Annotated in this window: 16 protein-coding genes and 1 pseudogene; 1 reads left to right on the top strand and 16 read right to left on the bottom strand. The window is 58.4% G+C overall.

From position 1 onward, the window contains the following. From QVO43_RS07305 to QVO43_RS07245, 13 genes and pseudogenes are all read right to left on the bottom strand, one after another. A pseudogene (locus QVO43_RS07305) lies at positions 1-225 on the bottom strand (Na+/H+ antiporter NhaC family protein); the annotation flags it as partial. 130 nt (positions 226-355) lie between these two features. Continuing rightward, positions 356-1,876, bottom strand: coding sequence for a galactarate dehydratase (gene garD, locus QVO43_RS07300; RefSeq protein WP_022487877.1), 1,521 nt, complete (start codon positions 1,874-1,876; stop codon positions 356-358). A 16-nt stretch (positions 1,877-1,892) separates the two neighbouring features. Beyond that, a complete protein-coding gene (locus QVO43_RS07295; protein ID WP_022487876.1) occupies positions 1,893-3,206 on the bottom strand; it encodes a lactate racemase domain-containing protein in 1,314 nt (437 codons plus the stop codon). A 229-nt stretch (positions 3,207-3,435) separates the two neighbouring features. Next, positions 3,436-4,755 (bottom strand): acetyl-CoA hydrolase/transferase family protein, encoded by a 1,320-nt coding sequence (locus QVO43_RS07290; RefSeq protein ID WP_022487875.1) that lies wholly within the window; start codon positions 4,753-4,755, stop codon positions 3,436-3,438. 157 nt (positions 4,756-4,912) lie between these two features. After that, entirely contained in the window at positions 4,913-5,266 is a 354-nt protein-coding gene (locus tag QVO43_RS07285) for a VOC family protein (protein ID WP_022487874.1), read from the bottom strand. A 58-nt stretch (positions 5,267-5,324) separates the two neighbouring features. After that, the gene (gene ilvD / locus QVO43_RS07280; protein WP_022487873.1) at positions 5,325-7,010 is read right to left on the bottom strand and encodes a dihydroxy-acid dehydratase; all 1,686 of its coding nucleotides are present in this window, start codon (positions 7,008-7,010) and stop codon (positions 5,325-5,327) included. A 33-nt stretch (positions 7,011-7,043) separates the two neighbouring features. Next, positions 7,044-7,574, bottom strand: coding sequence for a 2-oxoacid:acceptor oxidoreductase family protein (locus tag QVO43_RS07275; RefSeq protein WP_022487872.1), 531 nt, complete (start codon positions 7,572-7,574; stop codon positions 7,044-7,046). A gap of 2 nt (positions 7,575-7,576) precedes the next feature. Continuing rightward, on the bottom strand, positions 7,577-8,392 hold the full coding sequence (locus tag QVO43_RS07270; protein WP_022487871.1) for a thiamine pyrophosphate-dependent enzyme: 816 nt from the start codon (positions 8,390-8,392) through the stop codon (positions 7,577-7,579). After that, the gene (locus QVO43_RS07265) at positions 8,392-9,537 is read right to left on the bottom strand and encodes a 2-oxoacid:acceptor oxidoreductase subunit alpha (RefSeq protein ID WP_022487870.1); all 1,146 of its coding nucleotides are present in this window, start codon (positions 9,535-9,537) and stop codon (positions 8,392-8,394) included. Before QVO43_RS07265 ends, QVO43_RS07270 begins: the two co-directional genes overlap by 1 nt. After that, on the bottom strand, positions 9,537-9,734 hold the full coding sequence (locus tag QVO43_RS07260; RefSeq protein ID WP_022487869.1) for a 4Fe-4S binding protein: 198 nt from the start codon (positions 9,732-9,734) through the stop codon (positions 9,537-9,539). Before QVO43_RS07260 ends, QVO43_RS07265 begins: the two co-directional genes overlap by 1 nt. A 45-nt stretch (positions 9,735-9,779) precedes the next feature. Further along, the gene (locus QVO43_RS07255) at positions 9,780-10,739 is read right to left on the bottom strand and encodes a hydroxyacid dehydrogenase (protein ID WP_022487868.1); all 960 of its coding nucleotides are present in this window, start codon (positions 10,737-10,739) and stop codon (positions 9,780-9,782) included. Between the two features lie 269 nt (positions 10,740-11,008). After that, entirely contained in the window at positions 11,009-12,421 is a 1,413-nt protein-coding gene (locus QVO43_RS07250; RefSeq protein ID WP_022487867.1) for a GntP family permease, read from the bottom strand. Between the two features lie 31 nt (positions 12,422-12,452). After that, the gene (locus QVO43_RS07245; RefSeq protein ID WP_022487866.1) at positions 12,453-13,781 is read right to left on the bottom strand and encodes an enolase C-terminal domain-like protein; all 1,329 of its coding nucleotides are present in this window, start codon (positions 13,779-13,781) and stop codon (positions 12,453-12,455) included. 215 nt (positions 13,782-13,996) lie between these two features. On the opposite strand from QVO43_RS07245, the gene QVO43_RS07240 reads away from it, so the two are divergent. Beyond that, positions 13,997-14,935, top strand: a complete 939-nt coding sequence (locus QVO43_RS07240) for a LysR family transcriptional regulator (protein WP_022487865.1) — start codon at positions 13,997-13,999, stop codon at positions 14,933-14,935. 104 nt (positions 14,936-15,039) lie between these two features. Here the strand turns inward: QVO43_RS07240 and QVO43_RS07235 are convergent, their stop codons facing one another. From QVO43_RS07235 to QVO43_RS07225, 3 genes are all read right to left on the bottom strand, one after another. After that, the gene (locus QVO43_RS07235) at positions 15,040-16,602 is read right to left on the bottom strand and encodes a hypothetical protein (protein WP_022487864.1); all 1,563 of its coding nucleotides are present in this window, start codon (positions 16,600-16,602) and stop codon (positions 15,040-15,042) included. Positions 16,603-16,705: 103 nt separating this feature from the next. Then, a complete protein-coding gene (locus QVO43_RS07230) occupies positions 16,706-17,674 on the bottom strand; it encodes a hydroxyacid dehydrogenase (protein ID WP_022487863.1) in 969 nt (322 codons plus the stop codon). A gap of 15 nt (positions 17,675-17,689) precedes the next feature. Then, positions 17,690-18,184 (bottom strand): nitroreductase family protein, encoded by a 495-nt coding sequence (locus QVO43_RS07225; RefSeq protein ID WP_022487862.1) that lies wholly within the window; start codon positions 18,182-18,184, stop codon positions 17,690-17,692. Between the last annotated feature and the right edge of the window lie 290 nt (positions 18,185-18,474).

Here is an 18,474-nt window from a genome sequence, read left to right as displayed (position 1 = left end):
AATGATGTAGTCGATGGTGCCGGAAGCCCGCCAGGCCGCCGTCAGCATGCCAATGAGGATGAACACCAGGAAAATGGTCTTCACTGACAGGACTCCCTCCCAGGCCATTTTCAGCACGGCCCCGAAAGAGTGCCCCCGGTACAGTCCATAACCGAAAAACAGCAGGAACCCTACAAACAGCGCCCCCAAAAGGGGCAGTCCCGTAAAAATAAACAAAAAAAGCACGAGGCAAAAAGCCCCCAGGATAAGATTTTCCATAACTTGTGATAACTCCGTAAAAACTGTCAATGGTCAGCGGTCAATGGTCAATGGCCATTGACAAAGGGTGTTGCCCAAAGGCAACACCCTCATTATATCACGTAATCGGTGCCGGATTGAAGATGCACAGATCGTTGTGGAAGCCGTACTGATCGCTGTAGGGCTTCTTCTTTCCGCTGGCCACATCCAGGATGAACCGGAAGATCTCCGTGCCCACTTCCGGGATGGTGGCTTCCCCGGTGGCCACCCCACCGGCAGAAATATCGATCATGTCGAACCAGTTGTCCTTCATTTCGTTCCGGCTGCACACCTTGATCACCGGGGCAATGGCCAGGCCGTAGGGGGTGCCCCGTCCGGTCATGAACACCTGGAGCCCGATCCCCGAAGCCAGCTGGCTGGGGCCGCACACAATGTCGCTGGCAGGAGTGGCTGCATAGATCAGCCCGTGTTTGGTGGGTTTTTCCGCCGGGGACAACACTTCCACAATGGGACTGGTGCCGCTTTTGGCAATGGACCCCATGGCCTTTTCCACAATATTGGCCAGGCCGCCCTTTTTGTTCCCCGGAGTGGGGTTGGCATCCCGGTCCACACCCCCATCAGCCAGGTAGTCGTCGTACCATTTCATTTCCGCCGCCAGTTTGTCCCGGACTTCCCGGTTCACGCACCGGGCCGCCAGCATGGGCACCCCGTCCCGGACTTCCGTCACTTCACTGAACATCACCGTGGCGCCGCCTTTTACCAGCATGTCCGCCGCGTAACCGGCACTGGGATTGGCGGTGAGCCCGGAAAAGGCATCGGAGCCGCCGCACTGGAGCCCCACCACCAATTCACTGAGAGGCAGTTCTTCCCGCCGGCGCTGCTCCAGTCTTTGGAGCTTCTTTTCCGCCATGTCCAGGATGGCCTGCATCATGGCGTCATGGCCGTGGCAGTCCTGGAGGGTCAGGCAGTTGTCCGGATTGATTTCTTCCGGTTCCAGCAGCCGGTCATAGGTGAGCTTTTCACAACCCAGGCCGATGAGCATGATTTCCCCGCCGAAATTGGGGTGCCGGATCAGGTTCCGGACCGCTCGGATGGGGATCTTGGCCATGGGAGCGTTGATGGCCACCCCGCAGCCATAGGGATGGTTCACCGCCACCACATCATCCACATGGGGATACTTGGGCAGCAGTTCCCGGCGGATCCGGTCCACTGCCACATTCACCACCCCGGCGGCACACTGGACGGTGGTCACCACCCCCAGCAGGTTCCGGGTGCCTGCCGGACCCTTTTTGTTCCGGTAGCCCCACCAGGTGGTCTGGACCGGATCCGGCAGTTCTTCCGGCGGAACGATGTGGGTGGCATAGGGCAGATCATGGAGGGCCGGACTTTCCGGCAGGTCCAGCATGTGTTCGTTGATCCAGCTGCCCTTGGGGATGGCGTCCTTGGCATAGCCCAGGACCACCCCGTAGCGGATGATCTCTCCCCCTTTGGGAATATCCTCCAGGGCGATTTTGTGGGCCTGGGGAATGGGCTGGAGGGAAACCACTCCCGGCAGTACTTCCGTGCCCACCGGCAGGTCATGGACGGCAATGGCCACATTGTCCTTGTCCTTGACCTTGATTACAAGAGGTGCAGTCATAGGATTTCTTCCTTTCTCAGATTTTTGTCAGCAGGGTCCCTGCTGCATCGAATTCCAGGGCTTCCGGTTCATCCAGGGCTTCCAGATGAGGGTACTGCCCGGCCTTTACGGCTTCATAATAGCTTTCGCTGAGCATCACGGTGCCGATGTGGGAAGTATTGGGGATCCGGACCACCCGGACTTTGGCCGGGTCCCGGTCCACCCCGTTGGTGGTACGGATGCACAGCTGGATGGCTTCCTTGTCCGTGGGCACCACAAAGGGAATCATCCCGGATTTGAACACCGTGTTGGTGACGATGTTGGGATACATGGCATCCATGTCGATCTTGTTGAACAGCCGGGCGGTGATGCAGTTGGCCAGGCCGATGCCCAGGGCGTTCCCGTGGGAGGCTTCCGACAGGTCCAGGAAGCAGGTCCGCTGGACCTTCAGGCCTCCGTGGGCGTATTCGGTGGAGAAGGTCCCGGCAATGTTGGGGTCCACCCCGGTGCCGGAATAGTTCTTCCCGATTTCATCCACCACCAGCACATCCGCTTCCTTCACCAGCAGGGAGGGCATGTTGGCAAAGGCGAATTTCAGCCACTCCGCCTCTTCCTCGATCATGTGCGGGGTATCGATGGCCACGATTTTGCAGGTTTCGTCGTAGGCGTTTTCAATGGAGGGGATGGCAAACAGGATGGGGGCTTTTTCCAGGAACACTTTGGCCATGGAAGGGATGTGTTCCGCAATCTTTCCCATACCGTCGGCGTGAACGTTTTCCGCCCCTTTCTGTTTCCCCAGGCCCACCGCCATCATTTTGCAGGGACCGCTTTCCACCTTCCCCCGGAAAGCATTGTGCGGCTTCAGCCGGCAGGAGAGGATGATGCCGTCCGCCTCATAGGCGTTCTTGTCCATGTACACCGGCCGGCCGGAACCGCTCATGCCCAGGTACACCGTTTCCATGCTGCTGCGGATCTCACAGCCCATGGCTTCTTCGGTGATCCCGTAGCCGGCCAGGATTTCCAGCTGGCCTTCCGCCGTGGCCCCGCCATGGCTCCCCATGGCCGGGACGATGAAGGGGCGGGTGCCCCGTTCTTTGCAGAATTCCACAATGGACCGGGTGATCAGGGCCACATTGGCAATGCCCCGGCTCCCGGCAGTAATGGCCACGGACATCCCCGGTTTCAGCTTGCTCACAAAAGGTTCCCGGCTCATTTCACTCCGGACCGCCCCGGGAATCTCCTCCGGGGTCAGCACCGGCCGGGGAAAGGTCTGCCGGGCCCGGAACATCCGGGGCAAGGGTACATTTTCCAGCAGTTGGGAAACGACCCCGCCTCTGGTGGTGATTTTCATAACATCCAACCTCCTTCAACCTCAGGCAAAGCCCGAAGCCCATCCGCACAGATTTTTCTGATACCTTTATTGTACGGTCCGGGGAAGTATAAATCAAATTCATTGTTTTTAGATGATTCATTAAATATATTAAGAGAAAAAAAGGGGGCTGTTGCATAAGCAACAGCCCCCTTTTGGAGGCCGCGGGTCTCGAGACCTGCGACCCGGCTGCGGCCCTGGCAGCAGCCGATCAGCAAAACGTCTTGTCCGCATACTCCTGGAGTTCTTCCCGGAAATCCGGATGGGCTACGGCGATCATGGCCTGGGCCCGTTCTTTCAGGGAGAGGCCGGTGAGATGAGCCACCCCGAATTCCGTGGCCACGTTCTGGATCAGGGCCCGGCAGCCGGCAATGGAGCTTCCGGCGGCAATGGCCGGGACGATGTTGGAATGACGGACCCCTTTCTTGTCCACCCGGGAGGATTCGATGCAGATGTAGCCGGCGCCCCCATGGGACAGGAAGGCCCCTTCCAGGAAGTCCAGCTGGCCTCCTACCCCGGACAGCTGCCGGGTGCCGATGGATTCCGCATTTTCCTGACCCATAAGATCCAGCTGGACCCCGCCGTTGATGCTGATGTAATTGGAGATCTTCTCCATCACCCGGGGATTGTGGATGTAGTCCACTTCCGCCGGATAGAACAGCTCCGGTTTTTCCTGGAGCCAGTCATACAGTTCCTGGGAGCCGCTGGCCAGGTTCCAGGAGGCCAGGCCGGTCTTTTCCTCTTTCCGGGCATTGGTCAGCTTCCCGGCCTTGTACAGGGCCAGGAAGGCGTCGCTGATGGTGCCGGTGTGGCATCCCAGGTCTTCCCGGTCGGACTGGGCCAGGATCTGGGCAATGGTAAAGGGAATGGTCCCCACTCCCAGGCTCAGGGTGGCCCCGTTGGGGATCTCCGCCACCACGTTCCGGGCAATCTGAAGATCCGCTTCTGATGGAGTCCGGTAGCCGGAAGTGCACAGAGGGGCATGTTCCCCTTCCACAATGATGTCCGCGTCATCCAGGGACACCCGGTGGGACCCGTCCACCCCCTGGAGGGTGGGCATGTGTTCATTGATTTCAAAGATCACGGTCCGGGCCTTCTTCATGATGGTCTTCCAGCAGTAGCTGGCCAGGCCCAGGCCGCAGTACCCGTTGGCATCGGGACGGGACACGGGCACTACCGCCACGTCCACTTTCAGATAGTCCCGGTACATTTCCGGCAGCAGCCGCAGCAGCATGGGGACGAAATGGAGCCGCCGGGCGGTGAACATCTTCCGTTCATAGGCTCCAAGATGCCAGCTGTAGTACTGGAAATGCTTCATTTCCGGGTCGCAGTCGATGGTGTGGATAATGGGACGGTACACCAGTCCGCCCCGGATCTTCACATCCGTCAGTTCGTCCTTCCGGGCAGCCAGGGCTTCGTCCATCAGTTCCGGGAACCCGTTCCCGAAGCCGAAGTCCACCCAGTCCCCGCTTTTTACCGCCTTGGCCGCTTCCGCCGCCGTCATCACCTTGTTCCCATATTTTTCCAGCATAGTCTTCCTCCCAGCTCTTCACTCTTCACTCTTCACTCTTCACTCTTCACTCATAATGATACCACGAAACGCCGGAGTCCCCGTTGGCAAAGGGGCTCCGGCGTCATTCATCAGAGGGGTTGGTTTCTTACCATTGAGGGATGGTCGTTCACGCTTTTTATTTGGTGAGATGGAAGGAAAAGCCTCCGATATCCCCGTCCAGATAGACGAAGATGACCTTTCCGTCAGCATCCCGGCGGATGGTTTCCTCTTTGAAGGAAATCCCTTTCCTGGCCAGGTCCGTCATGGCCAGTTCCACATCGGGAGTCTGGAGGGCGATGTGCCCGCATTTCCCCCGGGTGCTGTCCTTCATCACTTCGAACATGCCGTCAACGAAGATGTGCGTGTCATTTTCGTTGCCCGGCTCCAGGTCAAACAGGCTGCATAAGAGGGATACCAGCTGTTTGGCCTCTTTTTCGTTTTCACAGTTGATGCCCACATGCTTCAGCTTATAGGTGATTTTCTCTGCCATGGATTCTGCCTCCTGTAAAGTGGGAGACGCTGTTATGGGAACGCCCCCCGTTTTCTTTCTATTTTACCTGAAGGACAGCCCCTTTGTCAGCAGAAGATACCAAAGCTGCATATTTTTTCAGCATGGGGGAAGTGGCCTTCACCACCGGTTTGAAATGTTTCTTCCGTTCCGCCAGTTCTTCGTCGGATACATCCATGGTCAGGCTCCGGTTGGGGATGTCGATATGGATCACATCCCCGTCCTGGATCAGGCCAATGGGGCCGCCGGCAGCAGCTTCCGGAGAAACGTGGCCGATACATGGCCCCCGGGTGGATCCGGAGAAGCGCCCGTCGGTGACCAGAGCGGTGCTTTCGTCCATGCCCCGGCCCACCAGGAGGGCGGTGACCAGGAACATTTCCCGCATGCCCGGACCCCCTTTGGGCCCTTCATACCGGAGGACGATCACCGTACCCGGTTTGATTTCCCCGGCTTCGATGGCTTTCATGGAATCTTCCATGCTGTCGAACACCCGGGCAGTCCCGGTGAATACATGCATGTTGGGTTTCACCCCGCTGGCCTTCACCACGGCTCCGTCAGGAGCCAGGTTCCCCCGCAGGATAGCAATGCCCCCTTCTTTGTTCTTGGGCTTGCTCCGGGGGAAGATCACGTCATTTTCCACCAGAGGCTGGGCGGCGATGTTTTCCTTCAGGGTGTGGCCGGTGACAGTGATATGGTCATCCAGCTTGTCTTCGATGGCCTTCAGTACGGCCGGCACCCCGCCGTTGGCATGGAGCACGTCCACTGCATACTGGCCGGAAGGCCGCAGGTTGCACAGATAGGGGACTTCCCGGCTGATCCGGTCGAAATCTTCCAGGGTCAGGTCCACATGGGCTTCATGGGCAATGGCCATCAGATGCAGTACCGAGTTGGTGGAAGCTCCCATGGCCATAACGGCCTTTACCGCATCCAAAAGGGCGGTACGGGTCAGGATATCCTGGGTGGTGATGCCTTCCTTCACCATGGCCACGATCCGTTTGCCGCTGGCCCGGGCCAGTCTCCGTTTTTCGGAAGAAACCGCCGGAGAGGTGCCCATCCGGGGCAGGGTCAGCCCCAGCACTTCCGCCAGGCAGCTCATGGTGTTGGCGGTGCCCATCATGGAGCAGGAGCCCACCGTAGGCAGGGAAGCCATTTCCATCTTCCGCAGTTCTTCATAGCTCATTTTGCCCACCTGATACTGGCCCACGAATTCCCGCAGGTTGCTCAGGCAGATGTTGGTGTACCCGTCGCAGTTGCCGGCCAGCATGGGGCCACCGGTAACGATGATGGCGGGGATCTTCATCCGGGCTGCAGCCAGGATCATCCCGGGGACGATCTTGTCGCAGGAGGCCAGCATCACTACCGCATCCAGCTGGTTCCCTTCCACCACGGCCTCCACGGAGTCCGCGATGATTTCCCGGCTGGGCAGGGAATACCGCATGCCGCTGTGACCCTGGCACAGGCCGTCGCACAGGGCGATGGTGTCGAATTCCCGGGGAATGCCCCCCGCTTCCAGGATGCCGTCGCTCACATCCCGGGCCAGTTCCCGCAGGTGGATATGGCCGGGCACCAGTTCACTGAAGGAATTGGCGATCCCGATAATGGGTTTCCGGAAGTCGTCTTCTTCCAGACCCATGCTGTACAGCAGAGCCCGGTTGCCGCTCCGGCCCACCCCGTTGACCATGATTCCGCTGCGGTTGTCCTTGTATTTCAGTTCATTTCCGCTCATGGATTCTACCTCAATTCATTTGTTGGTACGTTCTTATTCCAGGGTCAGCCCTTTTTCAAAAGCTTTCCGGTTGCTGTCGATGACTTTCTGCTTGCCGGCGAACCGTTTGGCAATGCCCTGTTCCACGCTTTCCGGCTTCAAAAGGCCGGTCTTTTTCATCATGGCCCCCAGGGCGATGAAGTTGGCACTCTGGATGCTGCCCAGTTCCACCGCCAGTTTCCGGAAGGGATAGCCGATGGCAGTGCCTTTGGCCCCTTCCTTGGGGGTCACTTCGTCAGAATCATAGAACACCAGGGTGTCAGCGGTGAATTTGTCCACATACCGGTCATAGGCCACCTGGGCCAGGCACAGGATCAGATCCGGCACCGCCACGTTGGGATAGCCCACCAGTCCGTCGCTTAAGACCACGTCGGTTTTGGTGAAGGTCCCCCGGGCTTCCGCCCCGTAGGAGGCACTCATGGTGGCGTTGATGTTCTCTTCATTCAGGGAGGCAAGGCCCATGACTTCCCCAACGGAAACTACGCCCTGGCCGCCGACCCCAGACAATACGATTTCTTTTTTCATGGTTATCCCTCAATTCTGTTGGCATCGATGATCTTTTTGTAACTGGTGTAGTAGTCTTCCCGAGGTGCGTTCTTCATGCACCCTACCACAATCTTGCCCTTGAGCTCTTCTTCGCTCATTTTGGCTGCCTGGGCCACAGTTACGCTCTGTTCGTTCATCAGCTGCATCATGTGGGCAGCTGCTCCCAGTTTGTTGAATTTCCCGTAGTGGGTGGGGCAGGCGCTCATCACTTCGATCAGGGAGAACCCTTTCACCTGCATCCCTTCCTTGATCAGCTTCCGGAGCATCACCGGGTTGTAGGCCGTGGCCCGGCCCACATAGGAGGCACCGGCGGCAATGGCCAGCTTGCATACATCGAAGTTCTGTTCAATGTGGCCGTAAGGAGAGGTCTGGGTAATGCTGTGGGTGGGGGTGGTGCCGGAGTACTGGCCCCCGGTCTGGCCATAGTTGTAGTTGTTGGAGATGATGGCCGTCACGTTGATGTTCCGGCGGGCCGCATGGATCAGGTGGTTGCCCCCGATGGTGGTGCCGTCCCCATCCCCCATGGTTACCAGCACGTGGAGGTCCGGATTCCCCAGGGCCACACCGGTGGCGGCGGCCAGAGCCCGGCCGTGGGTCACGTGCATGCAGTTGATGTCCAGATAGTCATCCACCCGGCCGAAGCAGCCGATGCCGCTGACCAGAGCCATGTCATGCTTGTCCACTTCCAGTTCCGCCATCACGGCAGCAATGGACTGGAGCACGATCCCGTGGCTGCACCCGGCGCACCAGGTTTGAGGCAGTTTGTCAAACAGCATATAGTCCTTGTAAGATTTCATTATTTTTCACTCTCCTCATAAACATCCACGATCTGCTGGGGGGTAATCAGGATCCCGTCGGTCCGGTTGGCCTGGAGCACTTTGCAGCCATAGTCGTTGTATTTCCGGACTTCCCCGGCCAGTTGCCCCAGGTTCAGTTCCGGCACGATCACGGTTTTGGCCTGCTGGAGAGCAGCCCGGATTTCTTTTTCCGGCATGGGCCATACGGTGACCAGCTGCAGGAGACCGGCTTTCACGCCTTTTTTCCGCAGGATTTCAATGGCGCTGAGGGAGCTGCGGACGGAGCAGCCGAAGGAGATCAGGACCACATCCGCATCGTCCATCTGATATTTCCGGGTGATGGTGATGTCGTCCACATGTTTTTCGATCTTGTCCACCAGGTAATGGGTCACCCGGTCGATGTTTTCCGAAGAGGGGCAGAATTCCCCTTTTTCGTCATGGGTGGAGCCGGTGGTCCGCATGAGCAGGTCCCGATCCCCTACAGCCACCATGGGAGCCACTTCCGTGCCGCTGTAGTCATAGGGACGGAATTCAGACTGTTTCTTGGTGGCAGGAGCCTTCCGGTTGATGATTTCGTCCGGTTCCGGTTCCCGGATGGTCAGGGTTTCCCGCAGGTGTCCCACCACTTCATCCGCCAGGAAGATCACCGGGGTCCGGTATTTTTCCGCCAGGTTGAAAGCGGTGATGGACAGGTCATAGCAGTCCTGTACGGAAGAGGGGCTGAGGGCGATGATGCTGTGGTCCCCATGGGTGCCGTACTTGGCCTGCATCAGGTCTCCCTGGGCCGGTTTGGTGGCAGCCCCGGTGGAGGGGCCGCTGCGCTGCACATTGTAGAGGACGCAGGGCAGTTCGGACATGATCCCCAGACCCAGATTTTCCTGCATCAGGGAGAAGCCCGGTCCGCTGGTGGCGGTGAAGGCCTTTTTCCCGGCCAGGGAAGCCCCCAGGAGGGCCGCCATGGAGCTCAGTTCATCTTCCATCTGAATGTAGATCCCGCCATGACGGGGCAGTTCCTTGGCAGCGGCTTTGGCCACTTCGGAACTGGGGGAAATGGGATAGCCCGCGAAGAAACGGGCGCCGGCGGCAATGGCCCCAGCGGTCATTGCTTCATTGCCTTCCATGAATTTCTTTTCTACCTTAGCCATTATTTGACCTCCACTTCAATTGCAAAATCAGGGCAGCGCAGTTCGCACAGCTTGCAGCCGATGCAGGCATCCGGGTGAGCCACCTTGGGATAGCTGCCGTAGCTTTGTTCCAGCACCTGTTTGGGGCACAGGGCAGAGCAGATGCCGCACTGCTTGCACAGTTTGTCATTGATGTTGATGGTGATTTCTTTGCTCATTGTCGATCCTCCCATATACGGGCTGCAGCCTTCCTGCAGTCTCACTCAGTCTTTTTTCGGATGGTTGATGATAAATTTGGGTTCCCGGCCGTTCAGCAGGTCGTCAATGGCCTGGGCGCAGTTCATGGCCACCGCATCCACCGCCTCTTCCGTCAGAGCCGCCGTGTGGGGGCATCCGATGTAGTTGGGCAGGCTGAACAGGGGCATGTCCGGAGCAGGTGGTTCCGTTTCGAACACATCCGCTCCCGCCGCTGCGATCCGGCCTTCCTTCAGGGCCTTGTACACGGCTTTTTCATCCCAGATGGCGCCCCGGGATACGTTCAGCAGCACCGCCGTGGGCTTCATGTGGGAAATGGCTTCCTCATCGATGATGTGAAAGGTCCCTTTGTTGAGAGGCAGGTGGGGAGAAACCACATCCGCCTGTTCCATCAGTTCATCCAGGGTATCCACGAATTCCACCCAGTCCGGGAACTGGCTCCGGTCCACGAACTTGTCGTACACCAGGGTCCGCATCTGGAATCCGAAATGGGCGATCTTCACGGCTTCCAGGCCGATGGGCCCAATGCCGATGCTGCCGAAGGTCTTGTACCGGGCTTCGTGGGTCTCGATGGCATCCCGGCTCTTCCAGTTGCCCTTCCGGATTTCCGTATTGAACTGGGGGATCTGCCGGAAGCAGGCCAGCATCAGAGAAATGGCATGTTCCGCCACCGAATAGGTGTTGCAGCCCCGGGCCAGGGTCACCGTGACATTTTTGGCGTCACAGGCCTCCAGATCGATGTTTTCGTAACCAATGCCGTACCGGGCGATGATCTTCAGGTTCTTCCCGGCATCCACCACAGTCTTGGTGTATTTTTCCGTCCGGGCGATGACCCCATCCACATCGGCAATGGCTTTGGCCAGGGTGGCTTCGTCCGTTGCTTCCGGGCTTACCAGTTCATACCCTTTTTTGGTCAGGAACTCACGGGCCACCGGTTTCAGGGCCTTGGGCACCAGGATTTTATACATGCTTACCCCTCCTATACATTCTTGCAAGGTCATGAGATTTCAACAGGGAAGATTCCTCTGGGAAAACCAGGGAAGGATCTCTGGCTTTCCCAGAGGAGCTGCCTTTGGCAGCTCCGGTTGAGCAGTCTGGAGTCAGAAGTCGGAAGACCCTGGAAAGGAACTGTCTGCCAGTTCCTTCTGAGGATAAAAACCTTCCAGTCTTTCCAGCTTCAGAAAAATTTGCCTGCAAATTTTATCCAGCGGCTCCAGACTCCAGACTTAACCGCTTATCAAATGAAATACTGGGCCACCAGCAGTTCCAGGAGACCGACGCCGGCCATGATCATGGACACAGCGGTTTTGCACTGGAGCTGTTCTTTCAGGTCGCTGACACCGAACATGCCGTTCCAGACCCAGAACCCGGAGTCGGTGAAGTACCCGAAGGAAATGGCACCCACGCAGCAGGACAGAGCCATGAGCAGCGGGCTGATGGTCAGCTGGCTCATCAAAGGCATGGTCAGGGAGGCGGAAGTTACGATGGCCACCGTAGCGGACCCCAGGCAGATCCGCATGAGAGCGGCGATGCAGAAGGGAATCAGCACCGCAGGCACCGGCCAGGTCACAACCATCTGGCCCAGCACATTGCCGATGCCGGAAGCCCGTACCACATACCCCAGGGAACCGCCCACACCGGTGATCAGCATGATGATGCCGGTGTCTTTGATGCCGTCATCCATCATCTTCAGCACTTCTTTGGTATCCCGGTTGGGCACCAGGCCATAAATGGCGATCAGGGTCCCGATCATCAGGGCCACAATGGGGCTGCCAAAGAGAGCCACAAAGTAGTAGTACCCGGCACTCTTGTCCGCTCCCATCAGATCCAGCACCGTCTTGGTCAGGATCATGATCAGAGGAACCACAATGGGCGCCGCGGAAATGGCCAGCCCGGGCAGATCCGTCCGGTTCAGGAACTGGTCCAGCAGTTCCGTGGAAGCCAGTTTCACCTGTTCGCCCTGCTGAGGACGAACGTATTCATCATCTGTATTGACCACCTGGTAAATCTTCTTGCCGATCCATTTGCAGTAGGGGACGATCACCAGCAGCATGGGGATACTGAGGATGGCACCCCCGGCGATCATCTGCCCCACATCGATGCCCAGCATCCCGGCTGCGGTCAGAGGGCCGGGGGTAGGAGGCACCAGCACGTGAGTCAGCTGAAGCCCGCAGGCCAGGGACAGCCCCAGGCCGATGACGGATTTGCCGGTTACCTTGGAGATGGCTTTGCACAGGGGGCAGAGCATCACCACAGCGGAGTCAGCGAACACCGGGATGGAAACCACCCAGCCGGTGACCCCCAGGGCCCATTCTTCATTGCCCTTCCCCACCAGTTTGATGAAGCTGATGGCCAGTTTTTCCGCAGCCCCGGATTTTTCCAGGATGGCCCCCATCATGACCCCCAGGCCGATGATGATGCCGGTGCTGGACAGGGTGTTGCCGAAGCCGGTGCTGATGGCGTTGATCACGCCCACAGTGGTTTTGCCCGCCACCTTCACGGTAAGAATGGGCATGCCTCCGATGATCCCGGTGATCAAGGCGGCGATCAGCATGGCGATGAAGCTGTGGACTTTTGTTTTAGCGACTAAGATTATCATGACCAGGATGCCCAGGCCCAAGCCCAGGACCATCCGTGTGGATTCTGCCATTTTCTATTCCTCCGATTCGTGAACCCTGTCCTTACCGTACCAGGCAGGGAGATTTTGCATCGAATTTCCAGCCGGGGATCAGGTACTGCATGGTGATGGCATCGTTCCGGACACCCAGGCAGTGTTTCTTGTACAGCTCGTGAGCCTTCATCACCTGTTCCCGGTCCACTTCCACACCCAGACCCGGTTTGTCCGGCACTTTAATGCCGCCGTCCACGATCTGCATGGGTTCCTTGGTCAGCCGTTCCCGGCCTTCCTGCCAGATCCAGTGCGTATCCAGGGCATTGTAGAAGCCCGGCACCGCAGCCCCCACCTGGACGCACATGGCCAGGGAGATGTCAAAGTGGTTGTTGGAATGGCTGCCCCAGGTGTAGCCGAATTCATGGCACATCTGCGCCACCCGTACGGACCCGTTCATGGTCCAGAAATGGGGATCAGCCAGGATAATGTCCACTGCCTGGCTTTCCAGGGAGTGACCCACCTGCCGCCAATCGGTGGCGATCATGTTGGTGGCGGTGGGGAAGCCGGTACGCCGGCGGAATTCGCTCATGATTTCACGGCCGGAATACACCCCTTCAGCCCCGCAGGGATCTTCACAGTAGGTGAGGATGCCGTGCATGTCGGACACATACTTCACTGCATCTTCCAGCAGCCAAGCCCCGTTGGGATCCAGGTCCATCCGGGCATCCGGGAAGGCTTTCTTCATGGCCTTGATGACTTTCATTTCTTCGTCACCGGGCAGCACGCCGCCTTTCAGCTTGAAGTCCTTGAACCCGTATTTTTCCTTGGCAGCCCGGCACAGAGCCACTACGCTGTCCGCATCCAGGGCTTCTTCGTTCCGCAGCCGGTACCATTCACAGTCGGAATCTTCTTCATGGTCGTAGGGCAGATCCGTTTTGTTCCGGTCCCCTACAAAGAACAGGTACCCCAGGAACCGGACGAAATCCCGCTGCTGCCCGTTGCCCAGCAGCCGGCATACCGGCATGTCCAGGAATTTCCCCAACAGGTCCAGGCAGGGGGCTTCGATGGCGGTCATTACATGGACCCCGGTCCGCAGATCGAAGGTCTGGTTCCCACGGACATCTTCTTCGCCGTTCTTGTCCAGATGGGCTTTCACCGCCAGCAGGGTGTTCCGGTAATCAGAAATTTTGGTCCCCACCACAATGTCCTTCACCTCTTCCAGGGCATTGGTGATCTTGGGGCCTCCGGGGACTTCCCCCACCCCGGTGTTTCCTTCAGAATCCGTAAGGATTACAATGTTCCGGGTGAAATAGGGGGCGTGCCCGCCGCTCAGGTTCAGCAGCATGCTGTCCCTGCCGGCAACCGGGTAAACTTCCATTTTGGTAATTACGGGTGTCATTGATTTGCTCCTCCTTGATCATAACCAACAGTATCCAACAATGTCACAGGCCCTTGACGATCCAATCCGACAGCTTCCCTGAAATTGCGCGTTTTCAGTCTATTGTGAATAGCGTCCGGATTCAATGTTTGACTTTATTGTAATTTTCATGCTACTATAAATCAAATTGTTTATTTTTAGTTCTAAAATAAGTTTTTCTAAGTGAGGTGTGCCCGATGGATCTAAAACAGATCGAATACATCGTGAAGATTGCGGAAACCGGCAGCATCACCAAAGCCGCCGAGCAGCTGTTCATTACCCAGTCCGCCCTGAACCAGCAGCTGCTGAAGCTGGAACAGCAGCTGGGGATCAAACTGTTCGTCCGGCACAAACATGACCTGACCCCCACCAGTGCCGGCCAGGTGTATCTGGAATATGGCCGGAACATGCTCCGGGAAAAACGGGAAGCCTACAACATCATCCACGACATGGCCCAGAGCAGCCTGGGAGATCTCCGGCTGACCTTTTCCCGGGAACGGGGCATCGACATGCTGGTAGCCACCTATCCCCAGTTCCACCGCCGGTTCCCGGGGATCACCCTCCGGCCCCATGAAATGTTCGTGGTGGACCAGCTGAACTGGCTCAGCCGGGGAGATACGGACCTGGGGGTGGTGACGGTAACGGAGAAACAGAAGACCCCGGACCTGGAATTCGAGCTGATCCGTCGGGAACCCATGCTCCTGGCCATTCCCCGGGAAAGTCCCCGGGCAGTGGACCCGGCCCGTCCCGGCACTCCTTTGGAAGACCTGCCCTACCTGCCGGTGGACCAGTGCAAGGACAGTCCCTTCGTACTCATGTTCCCCAAATCCACCATGCGCCAGATCATCGACCGGGTGCTGAAGGAAGCGGACTACCATCCCTATGTGCTGTTCGAAAGCGCCAGCATCCGGGCCCTTCTCACCATGGTGAAGAACAACATGGCCTGTACCATCGTCTCCGCCGGCTACTACAAATACCAGGACAAGATCGCCTACTACCGGATCCCCGGAGACCCTTACTGGGAAATGTGCATTACCTATAAAAAAGGAGCCTACCTGAACAAGGCCATGCTCTACTACAAAGACCTGATCCACGAATATTTCCAGGTAAAGGCCCCGTTGATCACAAAGAAATAAGGGGGATGTTGCACGTAAAAAATATGCGTGCCACATCCCCGTCAATGGTCAATTGACAAAAAAGCAGTGGCACGCGTGTGTTTTTTACGTGTGCCACTGCTTTTTCATTCCCCTTTACTCTTCGTAAACCGGTTCGCCGCTGCGGTGATGCAGAAAGCGCAGAAGGCGGACAGAAACATGCAGAAGGCGAAGCCCAGCACGTTGTTGGACAGGGTGGGGGCCACGATGCTGGGCACATAGGCGGTACCCCGGACATTGAAGTACCCTACGGCCACTCCCCCTACCCCGGCAGACAGGATGGCTCCGGCCATCACCACTTTATTGGAAAACATAAAGGGATAGGCCGCTTCCACAAAGGTCCCGAAGGCCATGTTGATGAACAGCCCGGGAATGGCCAGGGCCCGGTCGTCCTGCCGCCGGGGCGCCAGGATGTTGGCGGCCATGATCCCGGCGGACACCATTACCAGGCCCACCATGTCGATGGCTCCCAAAAAGGAGTTCCCGGTCTTTTCCATTTCCAGCAGGATAATGGGCAGGATGGCCGCATGGTACATGCCCCCCATAATGGCCGGCCAGATCAGGAGTCCCGCCAGGCCTCCGCAGAGCACCGGATGGATGGAGAAAGCCCAGTCGATCACGTAGCGGATCCCGTTGCCCACCGCTTCCGCCAGCGGCGCAATGAACAGGTAGATCAGGAGCCCGGCGGCCAGGCCTGCAACGCCCCCGGCCACAATATTGGCAGTGGTGGCAGGGAAGTTCAGCTTCAGGCATTTCAGCAGCAGGAACTGGACCAGGATCCCGGCGATGATCCCGCCGATGATGCCCCCGATGAGCCCGCCCTTTACGGACAGGATCCCGGTGACCACCCCGGCCACAATGGCCACATCCCCCATGCCGGATACCTGTTTGGCGGCCACCGTGGCCACGATCACCGGCAGGGCGTCGATCATGATGTTGAAGATCTTTTCAAAGTATTCCAGTCCCGGCACCTTGCTGAGAATCAGGGTGAGAGCCATGGCAATGAATCCGGGGAGGGACGCCATCAGGATCCCCCGGACGCTGATCCGGGACAGGAGGCTCCCCTGTTCCCCTGCGTCCCCGGCGGTGACCCCGCCGTTCATGGCCGGCCGGTAGCTGAGCTTCCAGAATTTGGCCAGGGCGAACACATTGGCAATGGCCCGGGTCCGGTTGGTGGTGCCGGTGGTACCGGAAACCGCCACCACATTGAGACCCATGGACTGGGCCAGAGCCATGGAAGTGCCCCCGGTACCGGTGGCTGCCAGCTTTTTGTCCGCCGCCGCTTTCAGGGCCGCCCGGTTGGCGCCTTTGGGGTCGCAGCTGGCCAGGATCAGCCCGTCCACCTTGTCTTCATCGATGAGCCCGGCGATCCGTTCGTCTTCCAGCACTGCTTCCCGGTTCACTTCTTCCAGGGTCCCCCGGAACACCACCTTCGGTTCTTCCCCGTTCCAGGTCCACAGTGCCGCTTTGGTGTCCGGTTTGGCCGTATCCATGGAGGCTTCCGCCCCGATGAACTGGATGGCGGTCAGTTCCATCCCCGCCCCTTTGATCTGCCGGACCATTTCTCCCAAAAGAGAAGCCGGATCTTTCCCGCCCAGGTTGTACAGGTTTCCCCCGCTGCTCCCCAGTATCGCCACTTTTTTCGTCATCCTCAGGACCCCCTCAGAAACCGAAACGGTCCGCCTTCCTCAGCCGGACCGTTCAGTTGTGTTTTGCTTTACTCCGCTAGTGTACTAAAATACAGGAAGTATGTCAAGATTTTCTCCCCCACACCTCCGGATTGGCCACGCCCTTCCATTCTTTTCCCTGGCATACGGCGTAACAGCCTTCCACGGCGGCGCAGGCCATCCGGGCCCAGGAATCAGGGGTCAGAGCGGCGCTGTGAGGAGTGCAGAGGATCCGGGGCGCCGTGAACACCGGGTTGTCCAGATCCGCCGGTTCTGTCCCATACACGTCCACGCCGGCCCCGGCAATGACGCCCTGGTTCACCGCATCCGCCAGGGCCTGTTCATCCACCACCGCTCCCCGGGCCGTGTTGATGAGAAAGGCGGTGGGTTTCATCATGGCCAGTTCCCGGGCTCCGATGAAATGCCGGGTCTCTTCCAGCAGAGGTACATGGAGGGACACGAAATCGCTTTCCCGGAGCACTTCCTCCAGGGTGTCCCCATACCGGCAGCCCGCGTCCTCCACCCGGGCCCGGTTCCGGGAATGGCTCCAGCCCAGGCAGTCCATGCCCAGGGCCCGGCACAGATGGGCCAGCAGGCTGCCGATGCCGCCTACCCCCACGATGCCCACGGTTTTCCCGGCCAGTTCCATCTGTTTTCCCTGGGCCCGGATCCCCCAGTTCCCTTTCCGGTTCTCGGCGTCCATTTCCTTCAGATCCTTGGCACAGGCAAAGATCAGGGCCAGGGCATGTTCCGCCACGCTCCGGGCATTGGCCCCGGGAGCCAGCACCACCGGGATCCCCCGCCTGGTGCAGTAGTCCACCGGCACATTTTCAAAGCCCATCCCCGGGCGTCCCAGCACCTTCAGGTTGGGGCACCGGCGGAGCACGGATTCCGGACATTTTTCCAGCCGGACAATGAGAGCATCAGCACTTTCCAAAAGGGCATCGGGGTATTCTTCCCAGTTTAAGCCGGGACCCACTTCCCACTGGATCCCCAGTTTTTCCATCATTTCCATCCCCGCCGGGGCCAGGGGCAGGCTCAGTACGAATTTCATCAGGCACCTCCCTGTTTACTCGATCCACCGGATCCATTCTTCCTGGAACCGGTCATGCTTCCTGGTTTCCTCTCCCGGATACCCCAGGGAGAACATGGCAAAAGCTTCTTCTTCCGCCGGCAGGCCGGCAATCTTCCCTACAGCCGCCATCCTTTCAGGCCGGGGATAGACCCCCATCCAGACGCCTCCCAGTCCCTGGGCATCGGTTTCGATCCAGAGATTTTCCAGGGCCGCACTGGTGTCCACCGGAGCAAACTCCGGCAGCAGGCAGTCTTTCCGATAGCTGATAACCAGAATCACCGGAGCCGCTGCAGCAAAAACGGAATACTGGCTGACGGCCGCCAGTTCCCGGATCTTTTCCCGGTCCGTCACCACGGTAAAGCGCCAGGGACGCTGGTTGCAGGCAGAAGGAGCCGCCATGGCCGCCCGGAGGATTTCCAAGATCTTTTCTTTTTCCACCGGTTTGTTCAGATATTTCCTTATACTGATACGATGAAACAAATTTTCCATAGTCAGGATCTCCTTTTCCCATATTCGTAAGCCTACTATACCAAAGCAGTAGGTTTCCTGCAATAGGGGCCGCACAACCAGCGGCCCGCCGGCTGTACTATACTTTCACCCTGGCGGTCCCAAAGCCCGCCCTGGGAAGGGTATAAGCAGGCGCCCGACACTTCGGCAACGTTGGCGGTCGCTTATGCCGCGGCTGGGGTCTGTGCGGAGCATGGTGGTGGGATTCGGCCAGAGGCCTTGTACTTTCTCTATATAAGAAAGGTGTATCCCCGCCTGGGGAGAACCCTCTA

Origin of the sequence: Acidaminococcus sp. CAG:542, assembly GCF_000437815.1 — a bacterium.
Taxonomy (GTDB): domain Bacteria; phylum Bacillota; class Negativicutes; order Acidaminococcales; family Acidaminococcaceae; genus Acidaminococcus.
This window is presented reverse-complemented; position numbering and strand designations above follow the sequence as displayed.

Excerpts from the sequence above, each read along its gene's own strand:
- QVO43_RS07285 (WP_022487874.1), bottom strand. The coding sequence starts at position 5,266 with ATGGCAGAGAAAATCACCTATAAGCTGAAGCATGTGGGCATCAACTGT.
- ilvD (WP_022487873.1), bottom strand. The coding sequence starts at position 7,010 with ATGAGCGGAAATGAACTGAAATACAAGGACAACCGCAGCGGAATCATG.
- QVO43_RS07245 (WP_022487866.1), bottom strand. The coding sequence starts at position 13,781 with ATGACACCCGTAATTACCAAAATGGAAGTTTACCCGGTTGCCGGCAGG.
- QVO43_RS07295 (WP_022487876.1), bottom strand. The coding sequence starts at position 3,206 with ATGAAAATCACCACCAGAGGCGGGGTCGTTTCCCAACTGCTGGAAAAT.
- QVO43_RS07230 (WP_022487863.1), bottom strand. The coding sequence starts at position 17,674 with ATGAAATTCGTACTGAGCCTGCCCCTGGCCCCGGCGGGGATGGAAATG.
- QVO43_RS07260 (WP_022487869.1), bottom strand. The coding sequence starts at position 9,734 with ATGAGCAAAGAAATCACCATCAACATCAATGACAAACTGTGCAAGCAG.
- QVO43_RS07265 (WP_022487870.1), bottom strand. The coding sequence starts at position 9,537 with ATGGCTAAGGTAGAAAAGAAATTCATGGAAGGCAATGAAGCAATGACC.
- QVO43_RS07250 (WP_022487867.1), bottom strand. The coding sequence starts at position 12,421 with ATGGCAGAATCCACACGGATGGTCCTGGGCTTGGGCCTGGGCATCCTG.
- garD (WP_022487877.1), bottom strand. The coding sequence starts at position 1,876 with ATGACTGCACCTCTTGTAATCAAGGTCAAGGACAAGGACAATGTGGCC.
- QVO43_RS07255 (WP_022487868.1), bottom strand. The coding sequence starts at position 10,739 with ATGTATAAAATCCTGGTGCCCAAGGCCCTGAAACCGGTGGCCCGTGAG.
- QVO43_RS07235 (WP_022487864.1), bottom strand. The coding sequence starts at position 16,602 with ATGACGAAAAAAGTGGCGATACTGGGGAGCAGCGGGGGAAACCTGTAC.
- QVO43_RS07275 (WP_022487872.1), bottom strand. The coding sequence starts at position 7,574 with ATGAAAAAAGAAATCGTATTGTCTGGGGTCGGCGGCCAGGGCGTAGTT.
- QVO43_RS07240 (WP_022487865.1), top strand. The coding sequence starts at position 13,997 with ATGGATCTAAAACAGATCGAATACATCGTGAAGATTGCGGAAACCGGC.
- QVO43_RS07290 (WP_022487875.1), bottom strand. The coding sequence starts at position 4,755 with ATGCTGGAAAAATATGGGAACAAGGTGATGACGGCGGCGGAAGCGGCC.
- QVO43_RS07270 (WP_022487871.1), bottom strand. The coding sequence starts at position 8,392 with ATGAAATCTTACAAGGACTATATGCTGTTTGACAAACTGCCTCAAACC.
- QVO43_RS07225 (WP_022487862.1), bottom strand. The coding sequence starts at position 18,184 with ATGGAAAATTTGTTTCATCGTATCAGTATAAGGAAATATCTGAACAAA.